Source organism: Streptomyces sp. NPDC001157, from assembly GCF_053598255.1.
The window spans coordinates 388,762-414,788 of sequence record NZ_JBSFJW010000007.1 but is presented as its reverse complement, the minus strand read 5'-3'; the positions used below and the strand labels follow the sequence as shown (position 1 = coordinate 414,788).

Here is a 26,027-nt window from a genome sequence, read left to right as displayed (position 1 = left end):
CGTGGCGTCGTAGCCCTGCTCGGCGAACAACTCGAAGGCCGCCCGGATGACCGCCTCGCTGCGCCTTGCCTTGCCACGCTCCCGCAGACCTTGCTCTCAGAACGCCTGCAAATTACAGCCCATCGCAATCTTGCAGCCTGCTGCAAACTTAGCTTAGGATGTAACTCGACCGCCCCGGCGGCCTCGGCCCCCTCCCCACCGATGACCTGGACCGCGCCAAAGCCGCCGTCTGGGACCACCTGCACCGAAAGGCCACCCCATGACCCCGACCCGGACCATCCTGATCACCGGCTGCTCCTCCGGCATGGGCCGGCAGGCCGCGCTGGCCCTGCACCGGCTCGGCCACCGCGTGTACGCCACCGCCCGCCGCCCCGAGACCCTGGCCGACCTGGCCGCGCTCGGCATATCCACCCTGCCGCTCGACGTCACCGACGAGCAGTCGATGGAGGACGCGGTGGCCGCCGTCGAGGCCGAGCACGGCAGCGTCGACATCCTGATCAACAACGCCGGATTCGGGCTGCACCTGCCCGTGGAGTCCGCCACCCCGGCCGAGGTCCGCGCCCAGTTCGACACCAACGTCTTCGGCCTGGTCCGGATGGCCCAGCTGGTGCTGCCGGGCATGCGCCGCGCCGGGCACGGCCGGATCGTCAACCTCTCCTCCATGGCCGGCCGCTTCTCCCCTCCCGGCGGCGCCTTCTACCACGCCAGCAAGCACGCCGTGGAGGCGATCAGCGACTCGCTGCGCCTGGAAGTCGCACCCTTCGGCATCGAGGTCGTCGTCGTCCAACCCGGGCCCACCATCACCGAGTTCAGCGGCACCGCGGTCGACACCATGGCCCCCGCCACGGACGCCGCCGACCCGTACGCCGGCTTCCGCGCCAAGCTCGCCGACATGTACGCCAACCACGCCTTCACCCGCCGCAACGGCGCCGTCCCCGCCGAGGCCGCCACCAAGGTGATCGTCCGCGCCGCCACCACCGCCAAGCCCCGCGCCCGGTACGCGATCGGCGTCCTCGCCCGCGCCACCATGCTGGCCAAGCGCCTGCTCCCCGACGCCGCCTTCGACGCCCTGATGCGCCGCAACTTCCCGCTTCCCGAGGCGGCCTGAACTCAATACAGGTCATGGGGCTGGCGTGGGCTGCGGCTGGGAGCCTCCAGCCGGTCGGGTGCGTGATCGATAGCAGGTGATCACCCGGCGTGTGGCAGCTTCGCCGGAATCGCCGAACCGGGTCCTGGCTTTTCGTAGGGTCCCAGGTGGGTGATGCAGTGACGGGTGGTGCTGACCGATCGCGCCGAGCGGTTTCGCAAGGAACTCGCGATCGATGCCGAGGTGGTCCGGCTGAAGGCCGCAGAGGTCATCGGGCAGTTCATCGAGGCTGAACGCGCGGGTGAGGCCGACGACCCTGCCTATCTCCACCCGGGCCCTCGAGGCGACCCCACTGACACGGGAGCCGACCATGCAGAAAGATCCCATACTCAGCGAACTCGCCGAGTACGCGGCCTTCGGGCACCTCAAGATCAGCGCGCGCCTGTGCCGGGTAGGAGGAGCAGCTCGCCACCGGCACCCAGCCCCCGGGATCCCTGGCGCTCCGTCGGCGAATTCATCGTCGACGCCGTCACCGGCATGCCCCCCAGACGCACCGCGGCTGACCACCCCGCCCGTACCTGAAGACCTGGCGCATCCTGACCAAGGTCCGCATGGACGCCCATCACGCCACAACGCTGCTACGGGTCCTGCTCGTTCTGGCCAACTGCGAAGTCCACGCCAAGTAGAGCAGGCCGCCCGCGGCACTGCGGGCGGCCTGCTCTACTTCAGTGGAATCTACTGACCAATCGTCAGCTCTCCTCGCTGCTGCGGCGCTTGCGCGCGAAGTAGACCGCGGAGGCACCGACCGCCGCGACCGCGAGACCGGCACCCGCGAGGACGGGAGTGCTGCTCGACGCGCCGGTCTCGGCGAGATCACCGTTCGGGGCGGGGGTGTTCGCCCCCGTACCCGTGCTCGCGCCGGGCGTGGGCGACTCGCTGGGGGCCGGAGAGTCGCTCGCACCGGGCGTGGGCGACTCGCTGGGGGCCGGGGACTCGCTCGCACCGGGCGCGTCGTTCTTGGCGAGCTGCGCCGCGAAGACGCCTGCGATCACCTTGTGGCCGTCGGCGTTGGGGTGCGGGTCCTGCTTCAGGCACGCCCAGGTCAGCTGGCAGATCTTGGCCACGTTTGCCGGCACCTCGCCCGCGCCGGGCACGTTCACCTGGGTGGTGAAGTCGTCCGAGGAGAAGGCCCCGGCCACGTCAGCCACCTTGAAGCCGGCGGACTTGTACACCTGGGTGATCCCGGCGTTGGCGGCCTTGACCAGGGGTGCCGACTCCTTGGCGGCCTGCTGCCCCGCCGCGCCCTGCAGCCAGGCCGCCAGGAACGGGTTCTGGTACGTCGAGCCCACGAACTGGGTGTTGTCCGTGCCCGCCTGGCGGAGCGCGCCCGCGATCTGCGCGAGGTTCTTCGCCATGGTCTGGCTCTTGCTGGTCAGGCATGCCCCGTCGAGGGTGCGGGCCGGGGTGACGCAGTTGAGGAGGATGTCGTCGGCGCCCACGGTCACGGTGACGTAGGCGACCTTGCCCTGGTGCTGGGCCATGGCCTTCAGGGCGGCGTCCAGTTGGGACTTGGCGTTGGGGTAGTCGCACTTTCCGCCGTTGATCATGGATTCGGTGGTCTCAGCGGTGCAGCCCAGGCGTATGTGCTTCAGTCCGGGGGTGCGCTGCTTGAGCTGCGCGTAGAGCTGGTCGGTGTAGGCGACGTCGGTGTCCTTGTCGACGTCCGGCTGGTAGCCGGAGGCCTGGGAGTCGCCGAGCGAGATGTAGTAGGTGGCGTCCTTGCCGTTGGTCGCCTCGTCGGCAGTGGCCAGACCGGGCGTGCTCAGCACGATCGCCATGGCAGAGATGGTCAGCGGGGGGACGAAACGCTGAAGGGATCTCATCACTTGCTTGTGCTTTCCAGTTGTTGGGGGGGATTGGATGCCGAAAACATTGGCGTGAGCCGTGGTTGGGGAGCAGCGAAACTCATCCGCCGCAATTTCCGGGCACCCGAAGAAGGCCTTGGTGAAGGCACAGGAGAATTGCTGCCTCCGCAAGGCGGCAGGTCTGCCCGGCTTCACTTCGGAGACGCGGGCGTCAATCTAGCAGGACGGAAACCGGCTTGGATATGGGAAGCCCACAAGACGTCGGTCACGACGACACGTGTAACCCTCAGAAAGGCTCCATCGGCCGGGAATTGGTGACCGAACCCGTTGGTAGCCATTCGTTGAGTGATCAACGGGTGGTGAAAACTCCTCGCGGGCAGGCCGCCCACCTGCACGATCTGAGGCCCAACTGCTAGCTGGGGCTGGTGTTTGAGCGTAGTGAACCGAATGGCACCGGGCCTCATGTTCGACGGGTCGAATGGCGCCGATCGCGGAATGCAGACGCTGGAGGGCAATCCGGCCACGCATTCCGCGGAGTTGGACAGCACACGGCAGCGCTGTTCGGCTCGACCTCGCATACCTTTTGACGATCGTTCACCACGTCGGCGGGGCTGGTTCGCCTTCCTGACGGCGCGAATTCGGGAGGAGTTCCTTCAGGACCGGACGGGGCGCGGTGTGCGGAACCGTCGTCGGCTCCTACGCCGGATCCGGCACTCCCTTACCATTCGACGAACACCTACCGGCAGTCGGTGAGGAGCGTTGTGGCGCAGGCACCGCACGTACCGAGGACAGTCCCGGAACTGGGTGATGGCCCCGCTGCCCGGCGTCGTACCGACACCGTCGAACGCGGCAGGGACCGAACCACCTGGGTGAGCCGGGTGCTCTCCCTGGCCGTCGGGTCGTCGTCGACAAACAGCACGTCGTGAGCGCGGCGGTCTTCGTCGGGTGACACAGGCTCGGGGTGTGCCGTGGCAGGCGTGTGCCGTCGTCGCATCTCGTCCGATGCCGGCTACCTGACAGCGATAACACCGTCGGCATCGATGCCACCGTCGCATTCGGTGCCACCGTCGTGAGGGACGTCGGTGGCGGAATCGGTGTCGGTGTCGGAATCGGCGGCGAGGGCGAAGTCGACGGCCTTAACCGGGGGTGTGGTGCTTGCCGCCTTCGGCGAACGCCTCTGTACGACGCCTCGCCCAGCGCACCGATGACCGCTTGCTCGCAGCGCGCGTGCTGTTCGGCCATATGCGGTCCGAACGCGCAGATCGAGCTATCGGCGTCCCACCACAGCGCATCCGCTGCACCGAGCGCAGCCGGGCGTCCCGCCGAGCCGACGGCGTGCCCATAAGACCGGTGAACCCCGGTCAACAACGGCGCGTTCCTGCGCTCCCCGGAGCTACACCAGCGCACGTATGCCCAGGTCAGAAGCCATCCGACTCCCTAAGCGCCGTCGCTTCCCAAGCTGAGAGCGCGAGTTCGATTCTCGTCACCCGCTCCAGAGAGAAACCCCAGGTCAGCGGCCTGGGGTTTGTTTGTTGTCTAGTCCGAGTGTCATCTCGAGCTACCCACGCCCTTGGCGACTCGAACAGTAAGACGCATTTCGTGTGGCCTGCGTCACGGCGACGTGCAACACCTGCGAAGTCGCTTGCGCAAATGGGCAGTTCACGTGACCTGACGGACGCATAGCAGCTGTCACACGCGGGGCCACACCAATGTCGGCGAGCAGGCCCGGCTCGACCTTCGATGTCGTCGCGGATGGGGCACACGGCATCGATGCCGCGCCCCGCGGTTCCAATGGGCGACCCGCCCGTACGTATGGTGTGCGGCGTCGTTTCGGGGGTAGCCGGACGCCGTTGAATTGCTCAGGCCGATGGGTGGCTCGGGGGTGGGGTGCGGCCCGGTGCACGAAGACGAATACGAGCTACTGATCAGCCGCCCGAGCGTGTCCGCCGTTGCTTTCGAGGGCAACGAGCCGATCGCCAGGGCTCGGCAAGCCGCCCGCCGTTTCATGACCGACGTGCAGGCCGTCCAGGGGATCCCGGTGTCGGAGCGGGCGATGAGCGCGGTCGAGCTGGTGGTCAGTGAGCTAGTGACCAACGCCTACAAATACGCGCCCGGGCCGTGCCTGGTGGACCTGGAGGTCAACGAGGGTGCCGTGGAGGTCAGCGTCTGGGATACCGATGCAACCCTGCCGGCTGCCTGTCCGACCGATCCGGGCCGGGTCGGACAGCATGGCCTGGAGATAGTGATGGCGGTGTGCCGCAGCCTTGAGGTGCGGCGCGAGCCGGTCGGCAAACGCGTCATGGCCGCGATCGTGCTGGCTGACGATCCCGGCGGGGATCCGATGGGCCGCCTGATGTGACCAGGCTGATCAAGCTGCTGGCGGAGCAGTTGGGAGATCGTCCTCAGCCCAAAGGCGGGCGATCCCGCCGTCCCCCACGACGGCCGAATTCAGCACACAGGCCCGGCTCGGCGCGCAGCAGAGCAACGTCGGCCAGGCAGTCCCCGCCCGACGCGACCGCGATCGCGAGGGCGAGCACGACCTTGCCCGGGTCGTGCACCGCCGTCGGCCGCCGCCACCGGCCCAACCCGACCGACAGCGCACGGTCCAGCCCCAGACGCCGCACGGCCTCGACAAGGACCACCGCACCGGCGTGCGACACCACCGCCGAGCCCGCCGCATCGCCCCGGACGCGCGGATAGAACTCGGTAAGCTGCTTCACCAAGAGAGTGCTCCTTGGCTCGACCGATTCGGACCCTCAGCAAGTCCGATCACCGCCCGTGAAAGGCCCGGGTCAGTTCAGCTTGCTCGGGGACGAGGGCTCCTCGCGAGCGATCGTTCGGACCCGCTGCCGCTTTCCGCTCGAGGTGAACGCATCCAGCGTGCGCGGCGGCAGCAGCTGTACATCGATCTTTAGACCGAGACGCCGATTGATCTTCGCGACGAGTCGTTGTCGCGCAGCAGCCATCTGCATCGCGTCCTCGACCTCAATGACCGTTTCGACCCTGAGAGTCAGCGTCGGCAGCGATGGTCGCTCGTCGAGGACGAGCTCGAATTGACCGCTGACGTCGGGGTCTTCGTCGAGCAGGGGCACGAATACCCCTGGCAGCAGGTTCACACCGTGGTACCACGTCATCTCATCCACGCGGCCTTCGACGGATTCGAGCATCCGTCGCTCGACGGAGCCGCAAGCGGGACATGCGCTCGAGGACAGGCGGGCGATGTCTCCGGTCCGGTAGCGGATGAGGGGCTGGCCTCGCAGCGAGAGTGTCGAGATCACGATCTCTCCGGGTTCACCGAGAGGAACAGCCTCTGCCGTCGCTGGATCCAGGCATTCGATGAGGAAGTCCCGCTCCTGGAGGTGGAGTTGCGGATTGCCCTTGCAGCTGAGCGCAGCCGGTCCGATCTCAGTGCTGCCGTAGCCGTCCTGGATCATGACCGTTCTGCCGAAAGCCCGCTGAAATGCCGCGAGGTTCGTGGGTGATCCGGCGCCTGGTTCGCCGATGCACGAAATGAGTCGAGGAGGGCGGAACGGGGCGGCCTGGGCTGCGAGGGCGGCGGCGAGGTGGAGGAGGTACGTCGTCGCCCCCGCGATCACCGCCGGGCCGGCCGTGCGGATGAACTGCACGCGGGTCTCCGTGCTCCAGCGCCCGGCGAGCACTGGGATCGCGCCGAGCTGCAGCGCCGCTGCGACGGTGACGGATGGACCGAGCAGCCCGTCCGTCGGGCTCGTGACGAGGACGACATCGTCCCGCCGCACGTAGGGTCGGAGAGCTTCGGCGACGAAGCCCGCCATGTGTCGCCAGTCGTCGCTCGAGTACAGACGCGCGATCGGGACGCCGGTCGTTCCTGAGGTCGCGAAGAACCGCGAGCCCGCTCGGATGGGTTCGCAGGCGAGCGCTCCGAGCGGAGGGTGCGCGGCTTGATCCTCGCGGAGGTCGGCCTTCGTGACGAGGGGCACTCGGGCGAGTTCCGATCTGATGTCGCGTGCCGTCGGGTCCGCGTCGCCGAGGCGATCTCGCCATGCCTTTGACCTCGAACGGCACCATGCGAGGAGGCTGCGGAGTCGTTCGTCCTGATGGGCCTCGAGGTCGACGCGGTCGACGGCGGTGACGGTCCGTGCGTCTACGCGGTTCCTCATCGGGTCTCCACGAACGAATGATGCTGGATGCGCTCGGCCGCCGAGGGATCAATTGCGCCGACGACTTCACGAGCTCGGCGAACTGCGAACGCTCCGAGCGCTTCGTAGAGCCGTAGGAACTGCGCTTGCGCTTCGGCTCGGGGCCATCGCGGCGGGAGCACCTCCTGCGGGAGCTGCGGGTCCCAGTCGGGGAATCGACGCCAGTCGTCCATGAGCCGTGCCCGTGCCACGAGGGCGGCTGTCTCATCGACGGCGTGCTGCTCGACCTGTCGACTCAGGTCGGAGTACCGCTGAATGAACTGTTCGTACTCGAGTCGGATCTGCTGCAGGTCCCAGGCGTCGACGGGCATGAGCGGGCTCTCGGGGTGCCATCGGCCCCGGTGCACCGAACCCGAGGTGAGCTCCAGCTTCCGGTAGAGGTTCACCACGTCCATCGGGTCGGCCCGCGGCGACACCCACTGCGCATCGAGGAGCGGAGCGAATCCCAGCCAGCCGAGTCGTCTGCGAAGCGAGGACCTGAGGTCTCGCTGGCTCTCGGGGACGGAGAACGACGCCACGGTCCACTGGCCGTCCCAGGGCCCGGGGGGACGAGTCAGCGCTTCGATCTGCCGCAGCCCGTCGACGAGCACCTCGTGTGAATAGGGAGTCAGCCGGTACCGCGTCGACCGGCCGACTCGACCGCTTTCGAGCAGACCGCGCCGGGCGAGCCGGCTCAGTGCGGCCCGCGCGGCCGACGCGGGCACTTCGAATTCCGCCAGAAGCGCCACGAGCGCCGCCGAGTCGACGTCGGTGGTCTCGGAGAACCAGAAGTCCCCGATCAGGGTCAGCAGCAGATGCTGCGGAGAGGATCCGGCGCGCGATCGCGGAAGGGGTTCACCGCGGGCTGGGTCGGCTGCGTCCATGACAGTCATCATCGACTCCTTTGTCTCCATCCGACGGCAAGGCCCGGGCCGGCCCGGTCGACCATGCTTGACACTTTAGCGTGCGATCGTCAGTGTAACTGTCCTACGGCAGAGCAATTGGGGCAGAAGGGTCGCGGTCGTGAAAGCTGGCAGGTTCATCGTCGAGACACATGCGCACGCGCAGCGGGTAGCAGCGGGCGGAGCAGTGAAGGAGGCGCTGGCCAAGGCGCGTGCCTCGGGCACCCGCCTGAACCCGTGGCGGGTGCTGGGCGACACGATGTTCGGGCTCCAGCCCTACGACAACTCGGAACGCCTCCTCTTCGACATGGAGACGTACGACGTCGACATGGCCGTGCTGCTACCGGCCTTCGGCATGACGGATGAGCTCAACGCCACGCTCGTCGAGCGCTACCCCGATCGGTTCGTCGCCGAGTACGGCGCGATGGAGTACGGGCGGCGCTGCCGGAGCGGCGAGATCGAGTGGTCGATCGAGGGTGTGGTCGAGGACCTCCGCGCGGCGCTCGGTACCGGGCGATTCGTCGGAATCGGAGAAGTCCCCCCGTACATGCCGATCCGCCCGCAGGGGGCGAAGGCGATCGACTACATCATCACTGAGGCCGAGGCGCTGCGGAACATGTTCCGCGTGGCAGAGGTCGCGCAGGAGTTCGGGGTCATCTGCCGGGTCCATTCCGGCTGGACCATGGGATACGAGGTCGGGGCATACACCGGCGAGCTCGGCCCGATCAACATCAATCTGCTGCTCGTGGACGATCTCGCGACGACGTTCCCCGACGTGACCTTCGTGATCAATCACGGCGGCATCCAGGCTTCGACGTTCGAGACCTTCTTCCAGCAGGGGCTGCATGTGACCGCTGCCCACGACAACGTGTATCTCGAAACCGGCCTGTGGTGGCGGGAGCTCTACGAGCAGGCGCTCGCGCAGGTCAACCTCGGCGCCGAGAAGCTCATCTGGGGTACCGACTGGGGAGCCAGCATCCCGTGCGTCACGCATCTCGGGTCGCCGCCGCACAGCCACTTCGAGCAGATCCGGTCGGCCGGCCCCATCCAGCATCAGAGCGACTACTGGGGGTGGGGTCTGAACGAGCTGCTGTCCGTCCGCTGCTCGCAGGACGACCGCAACCTGATCCTCGGCGGCAATGCCGCACGGATCTACGGTCTGCCCGTCCCGCACAGCAGGCTGTTCCGACCGACGTCCATCGACGGAGTGGCCCGGCCCGCACTGGCGACCGTGCGCGCCCTGACCGCGAAGGGAGGCGAGGCATGACGGCGTCGAAGGTCGTCGACCTGACCACCGCCGTCGAGCGCCATGTCCGTTCGGGAGACACCCTGTTCCTCTCGGGGATGCAACACGGGGAGCCGGCGGGCGCGGTGCTCGAGATCCTGCGGCAAGGCATCAACGGACTGACGTTGATCCCCCAGATCCCCGTGGTCGCCGAGCTCCTGCTCTCGGAGGGGCGCGTCCGGCGGCTGATCACGGCCTTCACGAGTGCGCTCTACGCGAGGCGCAGCGAGGTCGCCCGGCGAGTGAGCGAGGACTCGAGCATCGAGTTGGTCGAGTTCTCGCACGGCGCGCTGCACCTCGCATTGCAGGCAGCCCAGTTCGGCGTCCCCTTCCTGCCCACCCGGGCACTGCTGGGGAGCGACTACCTACGGGTGAACCCCGAGTTCCTCAGCACAGTGCCGGATCCCTTCGGGGGCCCATCAGTCGCGGCTGTTCGCGCGCTCCGCCCCGACGTCGCCATCCTCCACGTGCAGGAGGCCGACCGCGCAGGGAATGCCGTGAAGCTCGGCAGCCTGGGCATGGACGTCGCGGGAGTCCATGCGGCGCAACACGTCATCGTCACGTGCGAGCGCATCGTCGATGAGAGCGAGCTGAAGGCTTCGCCGAACCTCGTGACCGTTCCCGGATTCCTTGTCGACGCCGTCGTCGAGGTGCCCATGGGCTCCTGGCCGCAGCATCTGTACGGCGAGTACGGCGACGACCTGCGGACATGGTTCGGGTCGCTCACCTCCGACGCGGGCTATCGATCGGTCGTCGACGAACTGGTGGTCGCACCGAAGTCGCATGAGGAATTCCTGGCGGCGCTCACCAAGCGGTTCGGAGAAGCGCACATGGAGGAGCTGCGAGCGGCGGCACTTCGACCGAACGCCGCACTGAACGATCGTCTGGAGATGCGATGAACGACTGGACGGCCGACGAGATAGCGTGCGTCGCGGCGAGTCACGAGATCGTCGATGGGGAGACGGTTTTCGTCGGCGTGGGAAAGCCCGTCATCGCGGCATTCCTCGCCAAGCTCACGCACGCGCCCAACATCACGATCGTCTTCGAGACCGGCATCGTCCGGTCGGGACCGTGCGAGCTGCCGATGCTGCTCGACACCTTGAGCACGCAGGACGGCGCCGATCTGCTGAACACGGCCGGATATGTGACCGCCCTCGCCGCCCGCGGGCGCGTGGACCTCGGCCTCATCGGTGCCGGACAGGTCGACCGGCACGGCAACGTCAACAGCGTCGCGGCCGGCCCCTACGACGCCCCTGTCGTGCGCTGGCCCGGCGGCGGCGGAGCCAACGACATCGGATCGCTGTGCCGTCGCACCGTCGTCCTCCTGGACCAGAACGCGCGGCGACTGACCCCACGCGTCGACTTCGTGACGAGCCCGGGGCACGATCCCGAAACTCCTCGCGACGCACACGGCCCTCAGGGCCCCTCGGTGATCATCACGAATCTCGCGACGTTCGCGTTCGAGGAGGGGCTCGCAGCGCTCAGGTCCCGACACCCCGGCGTCGACGCGTCGACCGTGACGGCTGCGACCGGGTGGCCCGTCGACCCGGCGAAAGCAGTCGAGGAGACACCTCGGCCCACGCGCGAAGAGCTCCATCTGCTGCGCACCGTGATCGACCCGTCCGGTCTCGTCCTTCGACCCATGGCGCGGTGACTCTGAAAGATCGCGCGGGCTCCGTGCCCTGCGTCCGCCGGCTTGGCTGATCGGAGGGCAGCGCACACCGTTTGCTCGGTCTCGATGAGCCGCCATCGTCGTCCAAACAAGGATCTTGCCCGGGTCGTGCACCGCGTCAGCGGCGACGCGGACGTCCGCGATGGCGTTGCCGGCGACGCTGGTGCCGGCGGAGAGGTCGGTGCGGCCGATGAGGACATGGCTGATGCCGGTCTAGTTACGGATCAGGCCGACCTGCTGTGCGGTGACGAAGACATCTGACCCGTGGTCCATGCCGTTCGCGATGTGGTGGGCGATGGGGCGGAACCGGGAGGCTTCGGTGATGGCGATGATGTAGCGCAGCATGCCGCGGGCCTGGGCGGTGCGGTCGGTGCCGCGGATGCCGAGGTCTCTGAGGCTGTTCTCAAGGCTGGACTCGCTCAGGTCGACGGCGGTCAGCGACTGGTTCGCGACGCGGGCGAGGGTGTCGTAGCCGTCCTTGCCGAGGAACCAGTCGTCGGCGTCCTCCTGGCTGGGGACGTCGGAGGCGAGGTTCAGGACGAAGTTGTGCGGGGTGTCGCTGGAGAAGAACCGCACGACGCGGAAGTCGCTGAGCCGGACGAGCGCATGCACCGTGGGAGTGTGGTTGCCGCTGCTGATCACGATGTCGGCGAAACTCTGGCTCTCCGTGCTGCCGGTGATGGCGACGTTCACCTCGGTGCCGACGCCGGGCATGACGCGGCCGGTGGCCGAGGTCTCGGCGAGGTTGCGCAGCTTGTCCAGCATTGTCAGATAGGCGCGCGAGCCGCGGTTAATGTTCCAGCGGACCTGCGGGAAGTCGACGTGTTTCTTGCCGGCGACGTCCTCGGCGTTGATCGTCACATGGTCCGCCGCCGTCGAGGTGGATGTCTCGGTGTCCCTGGGCACCGTGAAGAACACCAGGATCCCGAGAAGGACGGACAAGGCGACCACCATGAGGACGCTGGTGGGCATGGTGTGCTCCGGTTGTTCGACGTACAGCGATGTCACGACCGACGCTCACAGCCGGGAGGTTGTCCGGCAGGCCCCCTTGGCCACCGCAAACAATTCCGGAGGATCAAGTTCCACGTTACTTGTCCGGATGTGAACCCGCTGCTCGACGCCCCGCCCGCTTCTTCGCGCCTTGCGGCAGGACGCGAGACCACGGGGTCACGGCCGGGCTGTGCCGGTGGGAATGCCCAGGAGGGGCCGGCCGGTCGTCTCCCGTCTCGTCGATCTCGTCCCTCTCGCGGGCCGCGAGGTCGCCAAGGGAGCGCGAGGCACGCCCTCGCGCTGATCTCCCGGTACGCGGGGCCGTCCGGCTGGTTCGCGCCGTACCGGCGCGAGGCCCGTGACGGTCAGGGGCAGACCCGCCTGTACGGCCGGTCCGGAACGTAGGTGTGCCACTGCGCCCGGGTCAGCTCCGTGTTCTGGGCACGGGAGCAGACAAGGGATGCCGCGCGGTCAGGATCCACGACGTACCGCTGGATCGGGACGTGCTTGCCTCCCGCGTACAGCATCGTGCTGTCCGGGCTGAAGGCGAGCGTGTCGACGCTCTCACCGGGGGTGGGCAGTGGAGGACCGAGAGGCTGCTGGGTCGAGATGTCCCAGAGCTGGACGGTGCCCGCGTCGCCGCCCACGGCCAGGGTGCTGCCGTCCGGGCTGAACGCGAGAGACGTGATCGTCTCGGCTGAGCCGGTGGACGGATCGGTGGGCGCCGAGAAGACGTTCCTCAGGATGCCCGCTCGGTGCCGGAGACCGCCGTCCCAGATGGCCACCCGCCCTGTCCCGTCGCCGGCCGCAAGGCGGCCGCCGTCCGGCGCGAAGGCGATGGCTCCGATGTCGTCGTGCTGGACGAGGTCATGGGCGTGGGACCGGCCCGCCCGGACGACGCGGTTGTCGGTCACGAGGAGCCCGCCGTCCCGGCTGACGGCCAGATGACGGCCGGCCGGGCCGGGGAGAAGCGCCGTCCTCCGCTGCCGCGTGGTGTCCCATGTCTCGTTGAAGTAGCCGCCCTCGGTCAGACGTGCGGTGAGGAGCGTACGACCGCCTGGTCCCAGGGCGATCGCGTCCGTGGATGTGGTGGACGCCGTCGCCAGGTCCACCGTGGCCTTCGTGTGTCCGGCGGCCACGTCCCACACCGTCACACGCTGAGGCGCCGTGTCCCACGGGGCGGACACTCCGTACGCGAACGTGCCGCCGTCGGGGCTGAAGGACAGCAAGGGCTCGGTGATGTCCCCGGGGACCCTCGGGACGCCGGTGCGGAAGGAAGGACGTGACGGGGTCGGCAGGGTTCGCAGCAGACGGCCGTCACGCGAGTTCCGCAGCTGGACGACGTAGCGGTCACCGATACGTTCGGCGGTGGCGAGCGTCCTGCAGTCGGGGCTGAGCCGGACCCCTGCGAGCGGACTCCTGCGCCAGGCGCGGGTGAGCGTCGTGGTGAGGTCGAGGGTGTGGACCGTGCCTCCCTCGAGGTACCGCAGCAGGGGCCGCGAGGGGTCCCAGGCGAGACCCGAGAGCGACTCGTTGTCCAAGGAGTGTCGGAAAACGGGGGCACCGCCCTTGGACAGCCGCCACACTCTGATCTCCTGGCCGCCGCCGGTCGCCAGAAAGGAGCCGTCCGCGCTCACGACGGCCGAAAGGGCACCCGGGTGGGCGATGTCGGCGAGCTTTCGTCCCGACGTGGTGTCCCACACCCGCACCCGGCCCCCGGCAAGAGCCAGGAGTCGGCCGCCGGTGAGGTCGAGGAGGGTGCCGTCATCACAGACGCCGCGAGTGCTCGTCCAGGCACCGGAGCGGACTCTGCGCGTGGAGGTGTCCCAGACCTGCGGGGCCCGGCCGCGCGGGCAGACGGCCAGCAGCCGGTCGTCGGCCGCCGCGGTGGCGCGCTCCCCGCTGCCGGCCGACGGGGTCCGGAAGACCAGATGGCCGTCGGTGGCTGAGTAGAGCCCAACCCGGTCGTCGAACAGGCTCGTCACCAGGTAATTGCGCCCACTCGCCGCGAAGCTCACGGTGTATGTGTCCGGCAGGGGACCCCCGATCCAGCGCCTCGTTCGGGTGTCCCACAGCCGCTGGGTACTGTCAGTGGTCTGGATGACGAGCACCCGGCCGCCCGGACCCGCGTCGAGTACGGCCCCGTGCGGTAGCGGCCCCGAGGCGATACGGCGGTGGGTGCCCACATCCCACGTCCGCCAGGTGCTGCTGTCGGTGGTGCTGAGCAGAGTGCGCCCGGAGACGTCGAGGAACCGCGCCGGGGTGTCACCGGGCGCCGGGTCGGTGAAGTTGTCCAGTTCGGGCTGGGCCAGCGCACCCAGCACGGCCCGGCGGGACTCCGGCAGCGCGGAGGTGTGCCATGCGGCGACGCCGAGCAGCATCGCGGTGCGCGGGTCGGTGGTCCGCAGTCCGTCGGCGACCGCGGCCACCCGGCGGGCCGCCGTGTCGGTGGTCTGCTGCTCGCTGTCCTGACGCAGCCGCAGAGCGGTCAGCCCGACGACCAGGGCCACCGCCAGCACGGCACAGAGCGAGGCCGTGAGCGTGCGGCTGCGGCGCCGGGCCCGGGTGGCGGACCGCTCCTCCGCCGCCCGCTGCTGCGCCGCGGCGACCAGGAAGGCCGTTTCCTCGGACGTCAGACCGTCGTGGCCGCGGTCGTCGCCCGCGAACAGTTCCTCGGCCCGCGCCAGGCGGGTGCCCCGGTAGAGCGTGCCCGGGTCGCGGTCGTGCTCCAGCCAGGTACGGGCGGCGTCGGTCAGCTGCCGGTGGTGGCGCAGCCGCTCCCGGTCCGCGTCGATCCACTCACGCAGCCGCGGCCAGCAGGTGATGAGTGCCTCGTGGGCGAGCTGAACTCCGTCGTCGTCGGTGGTCAGCAGCCGGGCCCGGGTCAGCCGCCCGGCGACGGCTCGCACCTCAGGGTCCTCCCACCCGGCCATTTCCTCCCAGCTGAGCGGGCGGCGCGTGTCGGCGTTGCCCTGGCCGGGCTCGACCATCCGCAGGAGCAGGTGCCGGGCGACGTGCGCCTGCTCCGGTGAGAGTTCCCCGTACGCCTTGTCGGCGCTGGCCGCGATCGCGCCGCGCACCCCGCCGGCCGCCTCGTACGCGGCCAGGGTCAGCATCCGGCCCTTGCGCCGCCGCCAGGTCTCCAGCAGGGCGTGGGACAGCATCGGCAGTCCGCCGGGCTCGTCGAGCACGTCCTCGACGAGCCGTGCGGTCAGGGTCCGCTCCACGATGAGCCCGGCCGCCTGCGCGGGACCGATCACCGCCTCGCGCAGCTCGTCCGCGGTCATGGGCCTGACCAGCAGCCCACTCTTGTGCAGCGCCTCCGCCAGCCGCGGGTGCTCGGCGCACCGCGCATAGAAGTCGGACCGTACGGCTATGAGCACGCGCAGTCGGCTTCCCGGGTCGCGTGCGGCGAGCAGAAGGTCGAGGAAGCGGTCCCGCTCGGCGCGCTCGCGGCAGAGGGTGAAGACCTCCTCGAACTGGTCCACCACCACCCAGCTCTCCGGGTCGTCGGCCGTCGGAGTCAGCAGATGCCCGTAGGTGGTGGCGGGCCGGGCTCCCGGAGTGAGGATACGGAGCACCGCCGTACGCCCCTGCTGCGCGATCTTCTCCCGCAGCAGGGGAATCAGACCGGCCCGCAGCAGGGAGGACTTGCCGCTGCCGGACGCCCCGAACACCACGGCGAACGGGGACCCGCAGGCCAGCTCGCTCAGCTCCTCGATCAGCCGGTCCCGGCCGAAGAACAGCTCACGGTCGTCCGGCTCGAAGCGGGCGAGGCCGCGGTAGGGCGGTGCGGCGTCGGCATCCTCCTGCCTCTCCTCCCCGGCCAGCGCCTCGGCCTCCGCCCACCGGGCCTCCCACTCAGCGGGGTCCTCCCCGCATGCCTGGACGTACGCCTGCAGCACGGCCAACGACGGCAGCCGCTCGCCGCTCGCCGCCTTCGCCAGGGTCGTCACCGAGAAGCCGGCCTTCTTCGCCATGGCCCGGTATGACACGCCACCCGCCGAACGGCGCAGCTCCCGAAGATCATGGGCGAGTCGCTGCACGGGACCGGCCGCCGGGTCGACCGGTAGTTCGGGGCGCCCCATGGCGAAGCCTCTTTCGCATACAAGCAGAACATGCTGATCCGCAGCACAAGGTACTTTTCGTCCCCCTCGGACGAGAACCCTTTCCGACTGTGATGTCCGCCGGAGAAGTTGTTCGTACCCGCGGTGCTGAGTTTGTTTTCCCTGATGAGAGGAGGGATGGCTGACAACTCCCGGGTTGCCGGGCTCGGTCCGGCCTTGGCGCTCTCATCCAGGAGCGTGGCCCGTGCACGTCCTCGACACGGTCGAGCTCGATGTTGTTGGTCGCTGGGGCCCGGAGCGTCGTGGCCTACGACAGCGACGAGCCGGTCGGCTTCGCCTACGGCGCCCCACTCGCACCCGGCCGGGAGGGGTGGCGCTCCACCGCCTACGAGCCGAACAACGGCTACTCCTCCACCTACACGGTTTCCGAGGTCATGGTGCGTCCGGGCCGGCGCAAGCAGGGCATCTCCGAACGGCTCCACGAAGCGCTGCTGAAGGAGCGCACGGAGGACCTCGCCGTGCTGCTGGTCGACGTGACCCACCCCAAGGTGCAGGCGCTGTACGAGACGTGGGGCCACGCCAAGGCCGGCGAGCAACAGCCGTTCGCCGACTCGCCGGTGTAGGCGGTCATGGTCAAGGAAATTCGGGCCCGAGCGTCTCCCCGGCCCCTATGCCGGCCGCAGCATGGCGTGGGTCCGGGGCCATGATCGCTCCGGGGCTCACGCCATGTCCTGCACCGAGTCTGGCACAGCGCGGCACCCTCTCGATCGTGCTCGTTCCCACGGTCGCCACCGCGGTCATCGCCGCCGTGATCTTCGAACTCGTCGGACCACGCGTCAGCGACCTCGTGGACGCGCTGCACAACGAGCTGCCGCCACTCACCTGGGCCAGCGGCCCGGTACTGGGCCTGGTCCTGGGGCTGCTGGTGACCGCGGACCTCAGCGGCGCGATCAGCAAGGCCGCCATCGCGTTCGCCGCGACCGGCGTCGAGGTCGCGCCGAACAGCCTCAATTTCAAGATCATGGCGACGGTCATGGCCGCGGGCATGGTGCCGCCCATCGCCCTGTCACTGGCCACCCTCGTGCGCGGCAGTGTGTTCACCCCGGCCGAGCGCAGCTACGGCAAGGTCTCCTGGCTGTTCGGCGCCGCCTTCGTCCACGAGGGCGCTGTGCCGTTCGCGTTGGCCGACCCGCTGCGAGTCCTGCCCGCGACGCTGGCCGGCGGTGCCGTCACCGGCACCCTGACCATGACGTTCGGCTCCACGATGACCAGCACCATCGGCGGTGTCTTCGCGATCGGCAAACTCGGCTCGCCCCTGCTCTTCGCGGGCGCGGTGGCGGCCGGCGTCCTGGTGACGGCCGGCGCGGTGGTCGGCCTCAAGAGCCTGCGGCGCGCGGTGCCGGCAGAGCCCAAGGCGCGAGCCGCCACCCGGCGTACCACCAAGATGGATGCCTCGATGGCATGAAGACACACCGACGTGTGACGTCATCGACCCGGTCGGTCGTGCCGGGTCAGACAGACCGGCGACCTTGGTCGCCGGTCTCCGTCGGTGGCAGCCTTCACCGGGCACCAGGAACCGGAGCGACTTCACACAGCACCACGTGCAACTCAGCACTCAAACCTGTCGCCGGGCACGCCTTCGCCCCACTGCTCGAGATCTCCCCACACACCAACGTCAAGCTGTACGCCATCGTCGTGGCCACCGGCAGCAACATCGCCACGCTGCCGGCCGACGAGATTGCGCGGGCGGCGTCGGCCGAAGTCCGTCACGCCGAGCTAGTGCTGGATTCCTCTTTCACTGGGTATGTGCCCTGGTGGCGGGGTTGTTCGGCTGCTCGGGGGCGGGTGCTGGACGGTGGTGTCACGGGCACGGCCGAGCCTCCTTGACGGGCCCTTCCCGAGCGGGCCGCGGCCACGTTCCTCACCCGGCGGCGGCAGTCCGCTGAGCGACGACGCGCAGAGGGCCTTGAACCAGCCCGTCTGACCTGCGTCTGGGCGGTCAAGCCGCCCTGACCGGAGGACAGTTGGTCAGGAGGCGGGCTTCTCGTTCGCGGTTCGCGTGTGGGTGGTCAGGCCGGTCAGCACCAGGGTGAGCCAGCGGGCGCGGGCGGCGGGTGGCTGGTCGGTGGGGGCGGTGCTGAAGAGCAGATAGATGTCGTCGACGGTGACGTCCTGGTGGATGTCTCCGTCAGCCTGCCCTGCCTGGATCAGCGCGGCCAGTGCGGCGCCCGCTCGTGCTTCGGCGTCCCGGTCGACCGGGTCGGCGCCGAGGGCGCGGGCCGCGGCCTTCACCGCGTGGTTGGTGGCTGTCGCCTCTGTGACGCGGGCAAGGAAGTCGCTGATCTCGTCCACCGCGCGGGCACCGGAGGCGAGGCGTTCGCAGGCGGCCTCGGCGGCTTCGGCGACATGCGTGGTGTATTCCGCAATGACGGCGGCGACCAGGTCGGTCTTGGTCGGGAAATGCCGGTACAGGGTGCCCACGGCCACACCCGCCACGGCGGCGATCTCGTCCATGCCCGTGTCCGGGCCGTGCAGGGTGATCTGTTCGCGTGCGGCGTCGAGGATCTTCTTGCGGTTGCGGACCGCGTCGGCGCGCGGTGCTCGGGTCTGGGCCATGGGCTCTCCTGCGGGGTAGGGCTCGTCTTGCATTAACGTGAACCAGGGTTCATGATGGATAGTGAACCGGAGTTCATCTTAATCGACAGGAAGTCCTCATGACCGCCAAGACCGCTCTCGTCACCGGCGCCTCCTCCGGCATCGGTGAGGCCACCGCCCTCAAGCTCCAGTCCCTGGGCTACACCGTCTACGGCGCCGCCCGCCGCACCGACCGCCTGCAGCAGCTGACCGAAGCCGGCATCCGGCCCCTGGCCATGGACGTCACCGACGACGACTCCATGCGCGCCGGCATCGACCGCATCGTCTCCGAGACCGGCCGCATCGACGTCCTGGTCAACAACGCCGGCTACGGCTCCTACGGCGCCATCGAGGACGTCCCCATGTCCGAGGCCCGCTACCAGTTCGACGTCAACGTCTTCGGCGCCATGCGCCTGGCCCAGCTCGCCCTGCCGCACATGCGCGCCCAGCGCTCGGGCTCCGTCATCAACATCACCTCGATGGGCGGAAAGATCCACACCCCCCTCGGTGGCTGGTACCACGGCACCAAGTTCGCCCTCGAAGCCCTCAGCGACTGCCTCCGCCTGGAGACCAAGCCCTTCGGCATCGACGTCGTCGTCATCGAACCCGGAGGCATCGCCACCGAGTGGGGCTCCATCGCCGCCGACGGTCTGCGGAAAGCCTCAGGCGACGGCGCCTATGCCCGTCAGGCCGAAGCCGTCGCCGGCTCGATGACCTCCGAGGCAAACACCAAGCGCATGTCCTCCCCGCAGGTCATCGCCGACGCCATCGGCAAGGCCGTCACCGCCCGCAAGCCCAAGACCCGCTACGCCACCGGCTTCGGCGCCCGCCCCATGATCACCCTCCGCAGCCTCCTCTCCGACCGCGGCTTCGACGCCTTCATCTCCCGCGCCGCTGGACTCCCACGCTCGGCCTGATCCGGGTTGCCCGGCTCCCACAGCCACAGAGGTGGGCGAGGGCCGGCCCCGCGCGTGACGACGCCAGCCCCCTTGCCCGGCATCCAGCGCCTGGCCTTCTTCGTGGCCTGCGGCCGCTGGACATGCGCCGAAAACGCGTCGGACGCTTTTGACCAGTGACATCGTGGTCCCCCCTCTCATTTTCGCCAGACAGGAACAGCGTCCGGTCGCAAGCAGGCAGGTACGGCCGTCCCGGGGCCAATAAGGGGCAGACCGGGGCGGGGCGTGACCGGGATGCGCTGGGATGGCCCGACTCACCGCAACCTGCCAGTCAGTTGGGGCCGCCATGAGCGACACGATCACATCAGGGTCGACCGGCAGAGCAGGAGCTGCCGAGCAGGCTGGCCGCCGACGCGGCACCACGAACCGTCCGAGCACGCCCGGAACAGTCCAGGACCGGTTTCGGGGGCTGTTGGAGGCGGCCCCGGACGCGATGGTGATCGTGGACGACACCGGGACCATCAAACTCGTCAACGCCCAGACCGAAGCCCTCTTCGGCTACCACCGCGACGAACTCCTCGGCCGCCCCGTCGAGATCCTCATCCCCAGCCGCTTCCACGCCCACCACGCCACCCATCGCGACGGATACGCCACCACCCGGCAGGTGCGCCCCATGGGGGCCGGGCTCGAACTGCACGGACTACGCAAGGACGGCAGCGAGTTCCCCGTCGAGATCAGCCTCAGCCCCCTGGAAACCGCCGACGGCCTCCTCGTCTCCGCCGCCGTCCGCGACGTCAGCGAACGCAAGGCCGCCGAGGAAAGGTTCCGGGCACTGCTGGAGGCGGCCCCGGACGCGATGGTGATCGTGGACGACACCGGGACCATCAGACTCGTCAACGCCCAGACCGAAGCCCTCTTCGGCTACCGGCGCGACGAACTCCTCGGCCGCCCGGTCGAGTTGCTGGTGCCCAAGCGGTTCCAGACCCACCACACCCGGCACCGGGACGGCTATGCCGCCACCCGGCAGGTGCGGCCGATGGGGGCCGGGCTCCAACTGCACGGACTGCGCAAGGACGGCAGCGAGTTCCCCGTCGAGATCAGCCTCAGCCCCCTGGAGACGGCTGACGGGCTACTCGTCTCCGCGGCCGTACGGGACGTCAGCGAACGCAAGGCCGCCGAGGCGCGCATCACCGAGCTCGCCGCCCTGGTCGAGTCCTCTCAGGATGCGATCCTCGCCAAGACGCTCGACGGCCGCATCACGTACTGGAACACCGCCGCCCAGCGGCTGTACGGCTACACGGCCGAGGAAGCCGTCGGGCAGCACGTGTCCATGCTGGCCACGCCCGAGCGCAAGGACGAGATCATCCAGCTGCTGGAGCGGCTGCGGCAGGACGAGAAGATCGAGCATTTCGAAACCCTGCGGGTCACCAGTACCGGTGTCATGCTCGACGTCGACGTCACCCTGTGGCCGACCCGGGATGCCACCGGAACAGTCGTCGGCGCCTGTGCCATCGTCCGTGACATCAGCGACCGCAAGCGCGCCGAGGCCGAACTCACCGAGTTGTACAGGCAGCAGAAGCACATCGCCCTCACCCTGCAGCGCAGCCTCATGGGCACCCCGCCTGCCATCCCCGGCCTGGCCGCTGCCAGCCGCTACCGGCCCGCCACCCAGGGCGCCGGCGTGGGCGGCGACTGGTTCGATCTGATCCCGCTCGGCGCCGGCCGGGTCGGCGTCCTCATCGGCGACGTCATGGGCCGGGGTCTGGAAGCGGCATCCGTCATGGGTCAGTTGCGCTCCGCCGCCCATGCCCTGGCCAAGACCGGAATGCAGCCCCGTCAGCTCATGCAGGCTCTGGACGCGGTCGTCGCCGACCTCGATGTCCCAGACCAGTTGGTGACCTGCTGCTACCTGGTCATCGCCCCGGACGCCGGATCCGTCACCCTGTGCTCCGCCGGCCACCTGCCCACACTCGTCGCCACCGCCGGCAACGGCGTCAGCCGGCTTCCCACACCGGTGAACGCCCCTCTCGGCGTCGGCGACATTCTCTACCAGCAGTCCAGCGCGGCCATCGCACCCGGCGCCGCCCTTGTGCTCTACACCGACGGCCTGGTCGAAACCCCCGGCAGCGACATCGAGCACCAGATCGACAAGCTCACCACGGCCCTGGACACCGCCTTCACACTCTCCAGCGGCCTCGAGGATGCCGCCGACCACGTACTCGCCGCGCTGCTGCCCGACGCCGAGGGCCACGACGACGACGTCACCCTCCTTCTGGCCCAGCTCCCCGCCGCCCCGCTGGACATCGCACGTAAGGAACTACCGGCCATTGCCTCCGCAGTGTCCGCCGGCCGCTCCTTCGTGGTCGAGACCCTCGCCGCCTGGGGCTGCGCCCACAAAGCCGACGACGCGAAACTGCTGGTCTCCGAGGTCCTCACCAACTCCGTCCAGCACGCGGAAGGCCCTGTCGTCCTCCACCTGCGCCACACCGCCACCGAACTCGCCGTCGAGATCAGCGACCACAGCCCGCACCTGCCCGAGCCACGGTTGGCCGCCCAGGACGACGAATCCGGACGCGGCCTCATCCTCGTCGACACCCTCGCCGACAACTGGGGCGTCCGCCCCGACGAGCAGGGGAAGACCACCTGGTTCTCCCTCCGGCTGTGACCGGCGAAGCCCTGGCATCCCGCACACGCACGGCCGGCTTCGGCAGCGGCCCACAGCACACGGGCGCGGCTCCGCTTTCCTCCCCGGTACCCGTGCCCTCCGCGTGCCCTCAAGAGCGGGGAACCACGGTCGACAGCGGTATCTCCCGACCCACACGGCATCCGTAAGGAGAAGGCATCCGCGCAGGTCATCAGTCATGCAGCGACCCAAGCGCCGTCGCTTCCCAAGCTGAGAGCGCGAGTTCGATTCTCGTCACCCGCTCTTTTTGAAGCCCCAGGTCAGCAGCCTGGGGCTGTTTCATTTGGGGAGTTTTTGCCGCGTTTTGCGAGTACTCCTGTATCCCGAGATTGGGCACGCAGCCCAAGGCCCTTGTGGAAGCCGGCACTTGACCGCGGAGGGTCCTATGTCAGAGCGGGAGGTCGTCGGGGAGTACCCGAAACGCCTTGTAGCGGCCCAACGGGCGTACGGCCCGGAAGTCTCGTCGGTCCAGGGTGAGAATCGCGTCCGTGTCGTAGTCGGCGGCAAGCGCCACGTTCACCGCGTCGGCGAGGTCGAGGTCCAGCGCGCGGTAACGGACACGGACGGACTGGGCTGCGCCCAGGTGGTCCTCCGTGATCTCCGGCAGGACGACACGACCCCGGCTCATCCAGCGCCGCAGGTCGTCGACCGCGCTGAGGGCAGCCTCCCTGCCGAGCTCGCGCGTCGCCACGTGATCCAGTTCGGCCAGCAAGAGCGGGGACATGACCAGCAGGCCCGCCGCCATGATGGCCTCGTTCGCCGCCCGGTGTTCCGGATGAGCAGAGTCCAGCGCTGCCAGGAGGCCGGATGTATCGGCGATGACAATGATCACGCGGCGGATCCGGACCCCGAGTCGGTCTCACGCCGGACGGCGTCGGTGACCGTGCCGCGGATCTCCGACTTGGAGAGCGTGCGCCCCGGGCCCTCGAAGGTGCGTGAGAACAGCGGCTCGTCCCAGACCCGGTTCGCCATGGCTGCAAGGTGGATGCCCTGGCGGATGATCTCGGCCTCACTTACACCCCGGCGCTTGGCAGCCTCCTTGATGATCGCCAGGTCCTCGGGGTCGGCGTAGACGTTGGTGCGCTTCATGGACATGTACCAAGAGTAGTCCATGTACCAGATTGATGGATCCGGCGCAGCTCCCCATGTCGTGTCGCTGAGGACCAGCTGAGCCGCCCTCGCCCGCCCCCTTTTCGGGTGCGGGTCTCGACTCGTGGAGTGCGCACCTCGGTCGGGCCACGTGCGGCGAGACTCAGCGTGGGCAGTGGCGGCGCCAGGATGTCGACAGGGCTCGGCCCCTTTTACGCGTCGAGTTCCCTCGGCGGCAATCGACGGCGCTCGGCATGCAGATGCCAGCCGGTGTCGGGCCCTTCTGACGACCCGGGGCGATCCGGGTGAGCCGCGCGTCCTGGCCACCGGCGTCGTAGCCGCTGGGCGCGTCACCGTCCCGGCCTGGACGCGGAGGGGCACCTTGCCCGCCGAGGTCGGTGCGGTCGCCGTGCGATCGCAGGCAGAACAACTCTGTTGTCTGCAAAAGGGACTTGGCATCGCCGCCATTGCATGCGATGTCGTCACCAGCAGTGAGCGACACGAGGATGCGCCGCGCATCACGTCTCGGGCCCTTGTCACCGGCCAACAGCTCCATGGGCGTCCGTCCCGCCTGTGGTCACGCCCCTCGTCCAACCGCTCCACAGGCACTGATCAACCGGCGACTGGATCCTGAAATGGAAGAGATTTTCCGTTGACGGGGCTGGTACACGCCCGACACGCTGGTGCAACGTCCGGGCCGTTAGCTGCCGCATCAACCATCCGGCGCAGCGCCGGTAGAGGATGGGGCAGAGCAAGAAGGAGCAGGACATGACGGCCACGGACAGCGCTGACGCGGACAGAACCGCCGCCCCGCCCGGGTACTCCTCCCGTCTCTACAACGCGGACCTCGCCCCGGCAACCGAACGCAAGTGGGGCGCGTTCAGCATCTTCAACGTCTGGACCTCGGACGTGCACAGTCTGTACGGCTACTTCCTGGCCGCCAGCCTGTTCCTCGTCGCGGGCAACACCTTCAAGTTCCTCATCGGCATCGGTGTGGGCTCGGTGATCATCTACTGGCTGATGACTCTCATCGGCAAGGCGGGCGTCAGGACCGGTGTCCCCTACCCGGTCCTCGCCCGCGCCTCGTTCGGCACCTTCGGCGCCAACGTCCCCGCTCTCGTACGGGCCGTGGTCGCCACCTTCTGGTACGGCGCCCAGACCAGCGCCGCCGCCGGCGCCATCGTGGCCTTCCTCGTCCGCTACGACGGACCCAAGCATCTGCACGAGACCAGTCGGCTCTTCGACCACAGCGGCCTTGAAGTGCTGTGCTACCTCGGTGTGTGGGCCGCCCAGCTGCTCATCATCAGCAAGGGGATGGAAACGGTCCGCCGTTTCCAGGACTTCGCCGGCCCGGCGGTCTGGCTGATGATGCTGATCCTCGCGATCGCGCTGTCCGTGAAGGCCGGGACGCTGTCCTTCTCCGTCGACATGCCGAGCGGCGACCTTGCCGCGCTCGCCAAGAGCGCCACGGGGCTCGACGTCAGCCCGGGCTCACTCGCCGCGATCGCAGCGATAGCCGCCACCTGGGTCACCTACTTCGCCGCCCTGTTCCTCAACTTCGGTGACTTCGCACGCTTCACCCCGGACACGAAGGCCCTGAAGAAGGGCAACCTCTGGGGCCTGCCCGTCAACCTGATCCTCTTCTCCCTCGTCGCCGCGATCACCACGGCCGCCGCCAGCAAGGTGTACGGCGAGGTCATCCTCGAACCGGCCAAGATCTCCGCCAAGTTCGACAGCGCGTTCCTCGTCCTGCTCGCCGCCTTGACCTTCGCCGTGGCGACCCTCGGCATCAACGTCGTCGCCAACTTCGTCAGTCCCGCCTTCGACTTCGCCAACGTGGCCCCGAAGCACGTGACCTTCCGCAGGGGCGGCCTCATCGCCGCCGTCATCGCACTCCTGCTCTACCCGCTCCACCCCTGGGACAACGCCCCCAGCTTCGTCAACGCCATCGGCTCGACGATGGGCCCCATCTTCGGTGTGATCGTCGTCGACTACTACCTCATCCGGAAGACCCAGCTGAACGTGCCCGCTCTGTACGAGGAAGACGGGGAGTTCCGCTTCCAGGGGGGCTGGAACATACGGGCGTTCGCCGCCGGTGTGGTGGGCGCCGTCTTCTCCAGCATCCTCCCCGTCTACGGACCGTCCGGATACGGGACGACGCTGGGTCCGTACTCCTGGTTCATCGGAGTCGTCGTGGCCGGGGGGCTCTACTTGGCGTTCAGCAGGGGCAGGAGCCCCCTCACCGCGCGGACGGCGGCAACGGAAGCGCCGGAGGCGACACAGGCATAGGAGTCAGCTTCTTCCAGCAACCCGAGTAGGGCGCCCGACCTGGGCTGATGCCGGTCAGGCGCCCTTTTCGTCGTGCAGCGGGCGGCGCTGTCGGCATGCCGACACCCCTGGTTCCGGCTCCCCGATCTCTCACAGCGCACAGCACCTACAGCCCACGACGACCCCATCCCGGCAACAGGGTCGGTCCCACTTCGCCAGAGAGGCTGTGCACGCGCGAAGGCTGCCCGAACCGGATATCCGTACCAGCCGAGCCACGCACAGAGCCCGTTCCCGCACGCACGCTGTGGCTGGCACGGGCACCGTTCAACTATGGACAGCATGATGCCAAACGCTGTCATCACCTCATCTCCCCCCGCGCAGGGGTGGCGCCGGTCACGCTGCGGTCCAGGTCAGGGAGTTGCCGACCCAGCC

Annotated in this window: 17 protein-coding genes and 2 pseudogenes; 10 read left to right on the top strand and 9 right to left on the bottom strand. The window is 68.8% G+C overall.

Going from position 1 to position 26,027, the window contains the following annotated elements; all coding sequences use genetic code 11:
- Positions 1–259: 259 nt before the first annotated feature.
- Positions 260–1,108, top strand: a complete 849-nt coding sequence (locus ACWDAG_RS16775; protein WP_450696318.1) for an SDR family NAD(P)-dependent oxidoreductase — start codon at positions 260–262, stop codon at positions 1,106–1,108.
- A gap of 728 nt (positions 1,109–1,836) precedes the next feature.
- On the opposite strand, the gene ACWDAG_RS16770 is transcribed toward ACWDAG_RS16775, so the two are convergent.
- Positions 1,837–2,925: a GDSL-type esterase/lipase family protein gene (locus ACWDAG_RS16770; RefSeq protein ID WP_450696317.1), complete on the bottom strand. Its 1,089-nt coding sequence runs from the start codon at positions 2,923–2,925 to the stop codon at positions 1,837–1,839.
- Between the two features lie 1,894 nt (positions 2,926–4,819).
- Here ACWDAG_RS16770 and ACWDAG_RS16765 point away from each other — a divergent pair.
- Positions 4,820–5,311, top strand: coding sequence for an ATP-binding protein (locus ACWDAG_RS16765; protein WP_450696316.1), 492 nt, complete (start codon positions 4,820–4,822; stop codon positions 5,309–5,311).
- Positions 5,312–5,393: 82 nt separating this feature from the next.
- Here ACWDAG_RS16765 and ACWDAG_RS16760 read toward each other — a convergent pair.
- The 3 genes and pseudogenes from ACWDAG_RS16760 to ACWDAG_RS16750 all read right to left on the bottom strand — a co-directional run.
- Positions 5,394–5,672: pseudogene (locus ACWDAG_RS16760) on the bottom strand (transposase); the annotation flags it as partial.
- Between the two features lie 72 nt (positions 5,673–5,744).
- A complete protein-coding gene (locus tag ACWDAG_RS16755) occupies positions 5,745–7,091 on the bottom strand; it encodes a phenylacetate--CoA ligase family protein (RefSeq protein ID WP_450696315.1) in 1,347 nt (448 codons plus the stop codon).
- Positions 7,088–7,993, bottom strand: coding sequence for a PaaX family transcriptional regulator (locus ACWDAG_RS16750; protein ID WP_450696314.1), 906 nt, complete (start codon positions 7,991–7,993; stop codon positions 7,088–7,090). The genes ACWDAG_RS16755 and ACWDAG_RS16750 overlap by 4 nt, the downstream gene beginning before the upstream one ends.
- Positions 7,994–8,132: 139 nt before the next feature.
- Between ACWDAG_RS16750 and ACWDAG_RS16745 the strand changes: the two genes are divergently transcribed.
- Genes ACWDAG_RS16745 through ACWDAG_RS16735 form a run of 3 tightly spaced genes read left to right on the top strand, consistent with a single transcriptional unit; the run spans position 8,133 to position 10,950 of the window.
- Positions 8,133–9,278 (top strand): amidohydrolase family protein, encoded by a 1,146-nt coding sequence (locus ACWDAG_RS16745; RefSeq protein WP_450696313.1) that lies wholly within the window; start codon positions 8,133–8,135, stop codon positions 9,276–9,278.
- Positions 9,275–10,195, top strand: a complete 921-nt coding sequence (locus ACWDAG_RS16740) for a CoA transferase subunit A (RefSeq protein WP_450696312.1) — start codon at positions 9,275–9,277, stop codon at positions 10,193–10,195. The genes ACWDAG_RS16745 and ACWDAG_RS16740 overlap by 4 nt, the downstream gene beginning before the upstream one ends.
- On the top strand, positions 10,192–10,950 hold the full coding sequence (locus tag ACWDAG_RS16735; protein WP_450696311.1) for a CoA-transferase subunit beta: 759 nt from the start codon (positions 10,192–10,194) through the stop codon (positions 10,948–10,950). The genes ACWDAG_RS16740 and ACWDAG_RS16735 overlap by 4 nt, the downstream gene beginning before the upstream one ends.
- A gap of 231 nt (positions 10,951–11,181) precedes the next feature.
- On the opposite strand, the gene ACWDAG_RS16730 is transcribed toward ACWDAG_RS16735, so the two are convergent.
- Complete coding sequence (locus ACWDAG_RS16730) at positions 11,182–11,940, bottom strand: ribosome-inactivating family protein (RefSeq protein WP_450696310.1); 759 nt, start codon at positions 11,938–11,940, stop codon at positions 11,182–11,184.
- Between the two features lie 383 nt (positions 11,941–12,323).
- Positions 12,324–16,046, bottom strand: coding sequence for an nSTAND1 domain-containing NTPase (locus ACWDAG_RS16725; RefSeq protein ID WP_450696309.1), 3,723 nt, complete (start codon positions 16,044–16,046; stop codon positions 12,324–12,326).
- Positions 16,047–16,312: 266 nt separating this feature from the next.
- Between ACWDAG_RS16725 and ACWDAG_RS16720 the strand changes: the two are divergent.
- Both ACWDAG_RS16720 and ACWDAG_RS16715 read left to right on the top strand, forming a co-directional pair.
- A pseudogene (locus ACWDAG_RS16720) lies at positions 16,313–16,648 on the top strand (N-acetyltransferase family protein); the annotation flags it as partial.
- A 146-nt stretch (positions 16,649–16,794) separates the two neighbouring features.
- Positions 16,795–17,490, top strand: coding sequence for a hypothetical protein (locus ACWDAG_RS16715; protein ID WP_450696308.1), 696 nt, complete (start codon positions 16,795–16,797; stop codon positions 17,488–17,490).
- 563 nt (positions 17,491–18,053) lie between these two features.
- Here ACWDAG_RS16715 and ACWDAG_RS16710 read toward each other — a convergent pair.
- Positions 18,054–18,641: a TetR/AcrR family transcriptional regulator gene (locus tag ACWDAG_RS16710; protein ID WP_450696307.1), complete on the bottom strand. Its 588-nt coding sequence runs from the start codon at positions 18,639–18,641 to the stop codon at positions 18,054–18,056.
- Positions 18,642–18,739: 98 nt separating this feature from the next.
- Between ACWDAG_RS16710 and ACWDAG_RS16705 the strand changes: the two genes are divergently transcribed.
- Together ACWDAG_RS16705 and ACWDAG_RS16700 are read left to right on the top strand one after the other, a co-directional pair.
- Entirely contained in the window at positions 18,740–19,576 is an 837-nt protein-coding gene (locus ACWDAG_RS16705) for an oxidoreductase (RefSeq protein ID WP_450696306.1), read from the top strand.
- Positions 19,577–19,901: 325 nt separating this feature from the next.
- Positions 19,902–22,220 (top strand): SpoIIE family protein phosphatase, encoded by a 2,319-nt coding sequence (locus tag ACWDAG_RS16700; protein WP_450696305.1) that lies wholly within the window; start codon positions 19,902–19,904, stop codon positions 22,218–22,220.
- Positions 22,221–22,626: 406 nt separating this feature from the next.
- Here the strand turns inward: ACWDAG_RS16700 and ACWDAG_RS16695 are convergent, their stop codons facing one another.
- The gene (locus ACWDAG_RS16695; RefSeq protein WP_285556848.1) at positions 22,627–23,070 is read right to left on the bottom strand and encodes a PIN domain-containing protein; all 444 of its coding nucleotides are present in this window, start codon (positions 23,068–23,070) and stop codon (positions 22,627–22,629) included.
- Complete coding sequence (locus ACWDAG_RS16690) at positions 23,067–23,333, bottom strand: ribbon-helix-helix domain-containing protein (protein WP_450696304.1); 267 nt, start codon at positions 23,331–23,333, stop codon at positions 23,067–23,069. The genes ACWDAG_RS16695 and ACWDAG_RS16690 overlap by 4 nt, the downstream gene beginning before the upstream one ends.
- A gap of 762 nt (positions 23,334–24,095) precedes the next feature.
- Here ACWDAG_RS16690 and ACWDAG_RS16685 point away from each other — a divergent pair.
- Positions 24,096–25,616, top strand: a complete 1,521-nt coding sequence (locus tag ACWDAG_RS16685; RefSeq protein ID WP_450696303.1) for an NCS1 family nucleobase:cation symporter-1 — start codon at positions 24,096–24,098, stop codon at positions 25,614–25,616.
- Positions 25,617–26,027: the final 411 nt, after the last annotated feature.

Excerpts from the sequence above, each read along its gene's own strand:
- ACWDAG_RS16765 (WP_450696316.1), top strand. The coding sequence starts at position 4,820 with ATGGGTGGCTCGGGGGTGGGGTGCGGCCCGGTGCACGAAGACGAATAC.
- ACWDAG_RS16690 (WP_450696304.1), bottom strand. The coding sequence starts at position 23,333 with ATGTCCATGAAGCGCACCAACGTCTACGCCGACCCCGAGGACCTGGCG.
- ACWDAG_RS16755 (WP_450696315.1), bottom strand. The coding sequence starts at position 7,091 with ATGAGGAACCGCGTAGACGCACGGACCGTCACCGCCGTCGACCGCGTC.
- ACWDAG_RS16730 (WP_450696310.1), bottom strand. The coding sequence starts at position 11,940 with ATGCCCACCAGCGTCCTCATGGTGGTCGCCTTGTCCGTCCTTCTCGGG.
- ACWDAG_RS16710 (WP_450696307.1), bottom strand. The coding sequence starts at position 18,641 with ATGGCCCAGACCCGAGCACCGCGCGCCGACGCGGTCCGCAACCGCAAG.
- ACWDAG_RS16770 (WP_450696317.1), bottom strand. The coding sequence starts at position 2,925 with ATGGCGATCGTGCTGAGCACGCCCGGTCTGGCCACTGCCGACGAGGCG.
- ACWDAG_RS16705 (WP_450696306.1), top strand. The coding sequence starts at position 18,740 with ATGACCGCCAAGACCGCTCTCGTCACCGGCGCCTCCTCCGGCATCGGT.
- ACWDAG_RS16685 (WP_450696303.1), top strand. The coding sequence starts at position 24,096 with ATGACGGCCACGGACAGCGCTGACGCGGACAGAACCGCCGCCCCGCCC.
- ACWDAG_RS16775 (WP_450696318.1), top strand. The coding sequence starts at position 260 with ATGACCCCGACCCGGACCATCCTGATCACCGGCTGCTCCTCCGGCATG.
- ACWDAG_RS16725 (WP_450696309.1), bottom strand. The coding sequence starts at position 16,046 with ATGGGGCGCCCCGAACTACCGGTCGACCCGGCGGCCGGTCCCGTGCAG.
- ACWDAG_RS16700 (WP_450696305.1), top strand. The coding sequence starts at position 19,902 with ATGAGCGACACGATCACATCAGGGTCGACCGGCAGAGCAGGAGCTGCC.
- ACWDAG_RS16740 (WP_450696312.1), top strand. The coding sequence starts at position 9,275 with ATGACGGCGTCGAAGGTCGTCGACCTGACCACCGCCGTCGAGCGCCAT.
- ACWDAG_RS16735 (WP_450696311.1), top strand. The coding sequence starts at position 10,192 with ATGAACGACTGGACGGCCGACGAGATAGCGTGCGTCGCGGCGAGTCAC.
- ACWDAG_RS16750 (WP_450696314.1), bottom strand. The coding sequence starts at position 7,993 with ATGGACGCAGCCGACCCAGCCCGCGGTGAACCCCTTCCGCGATCGCGC.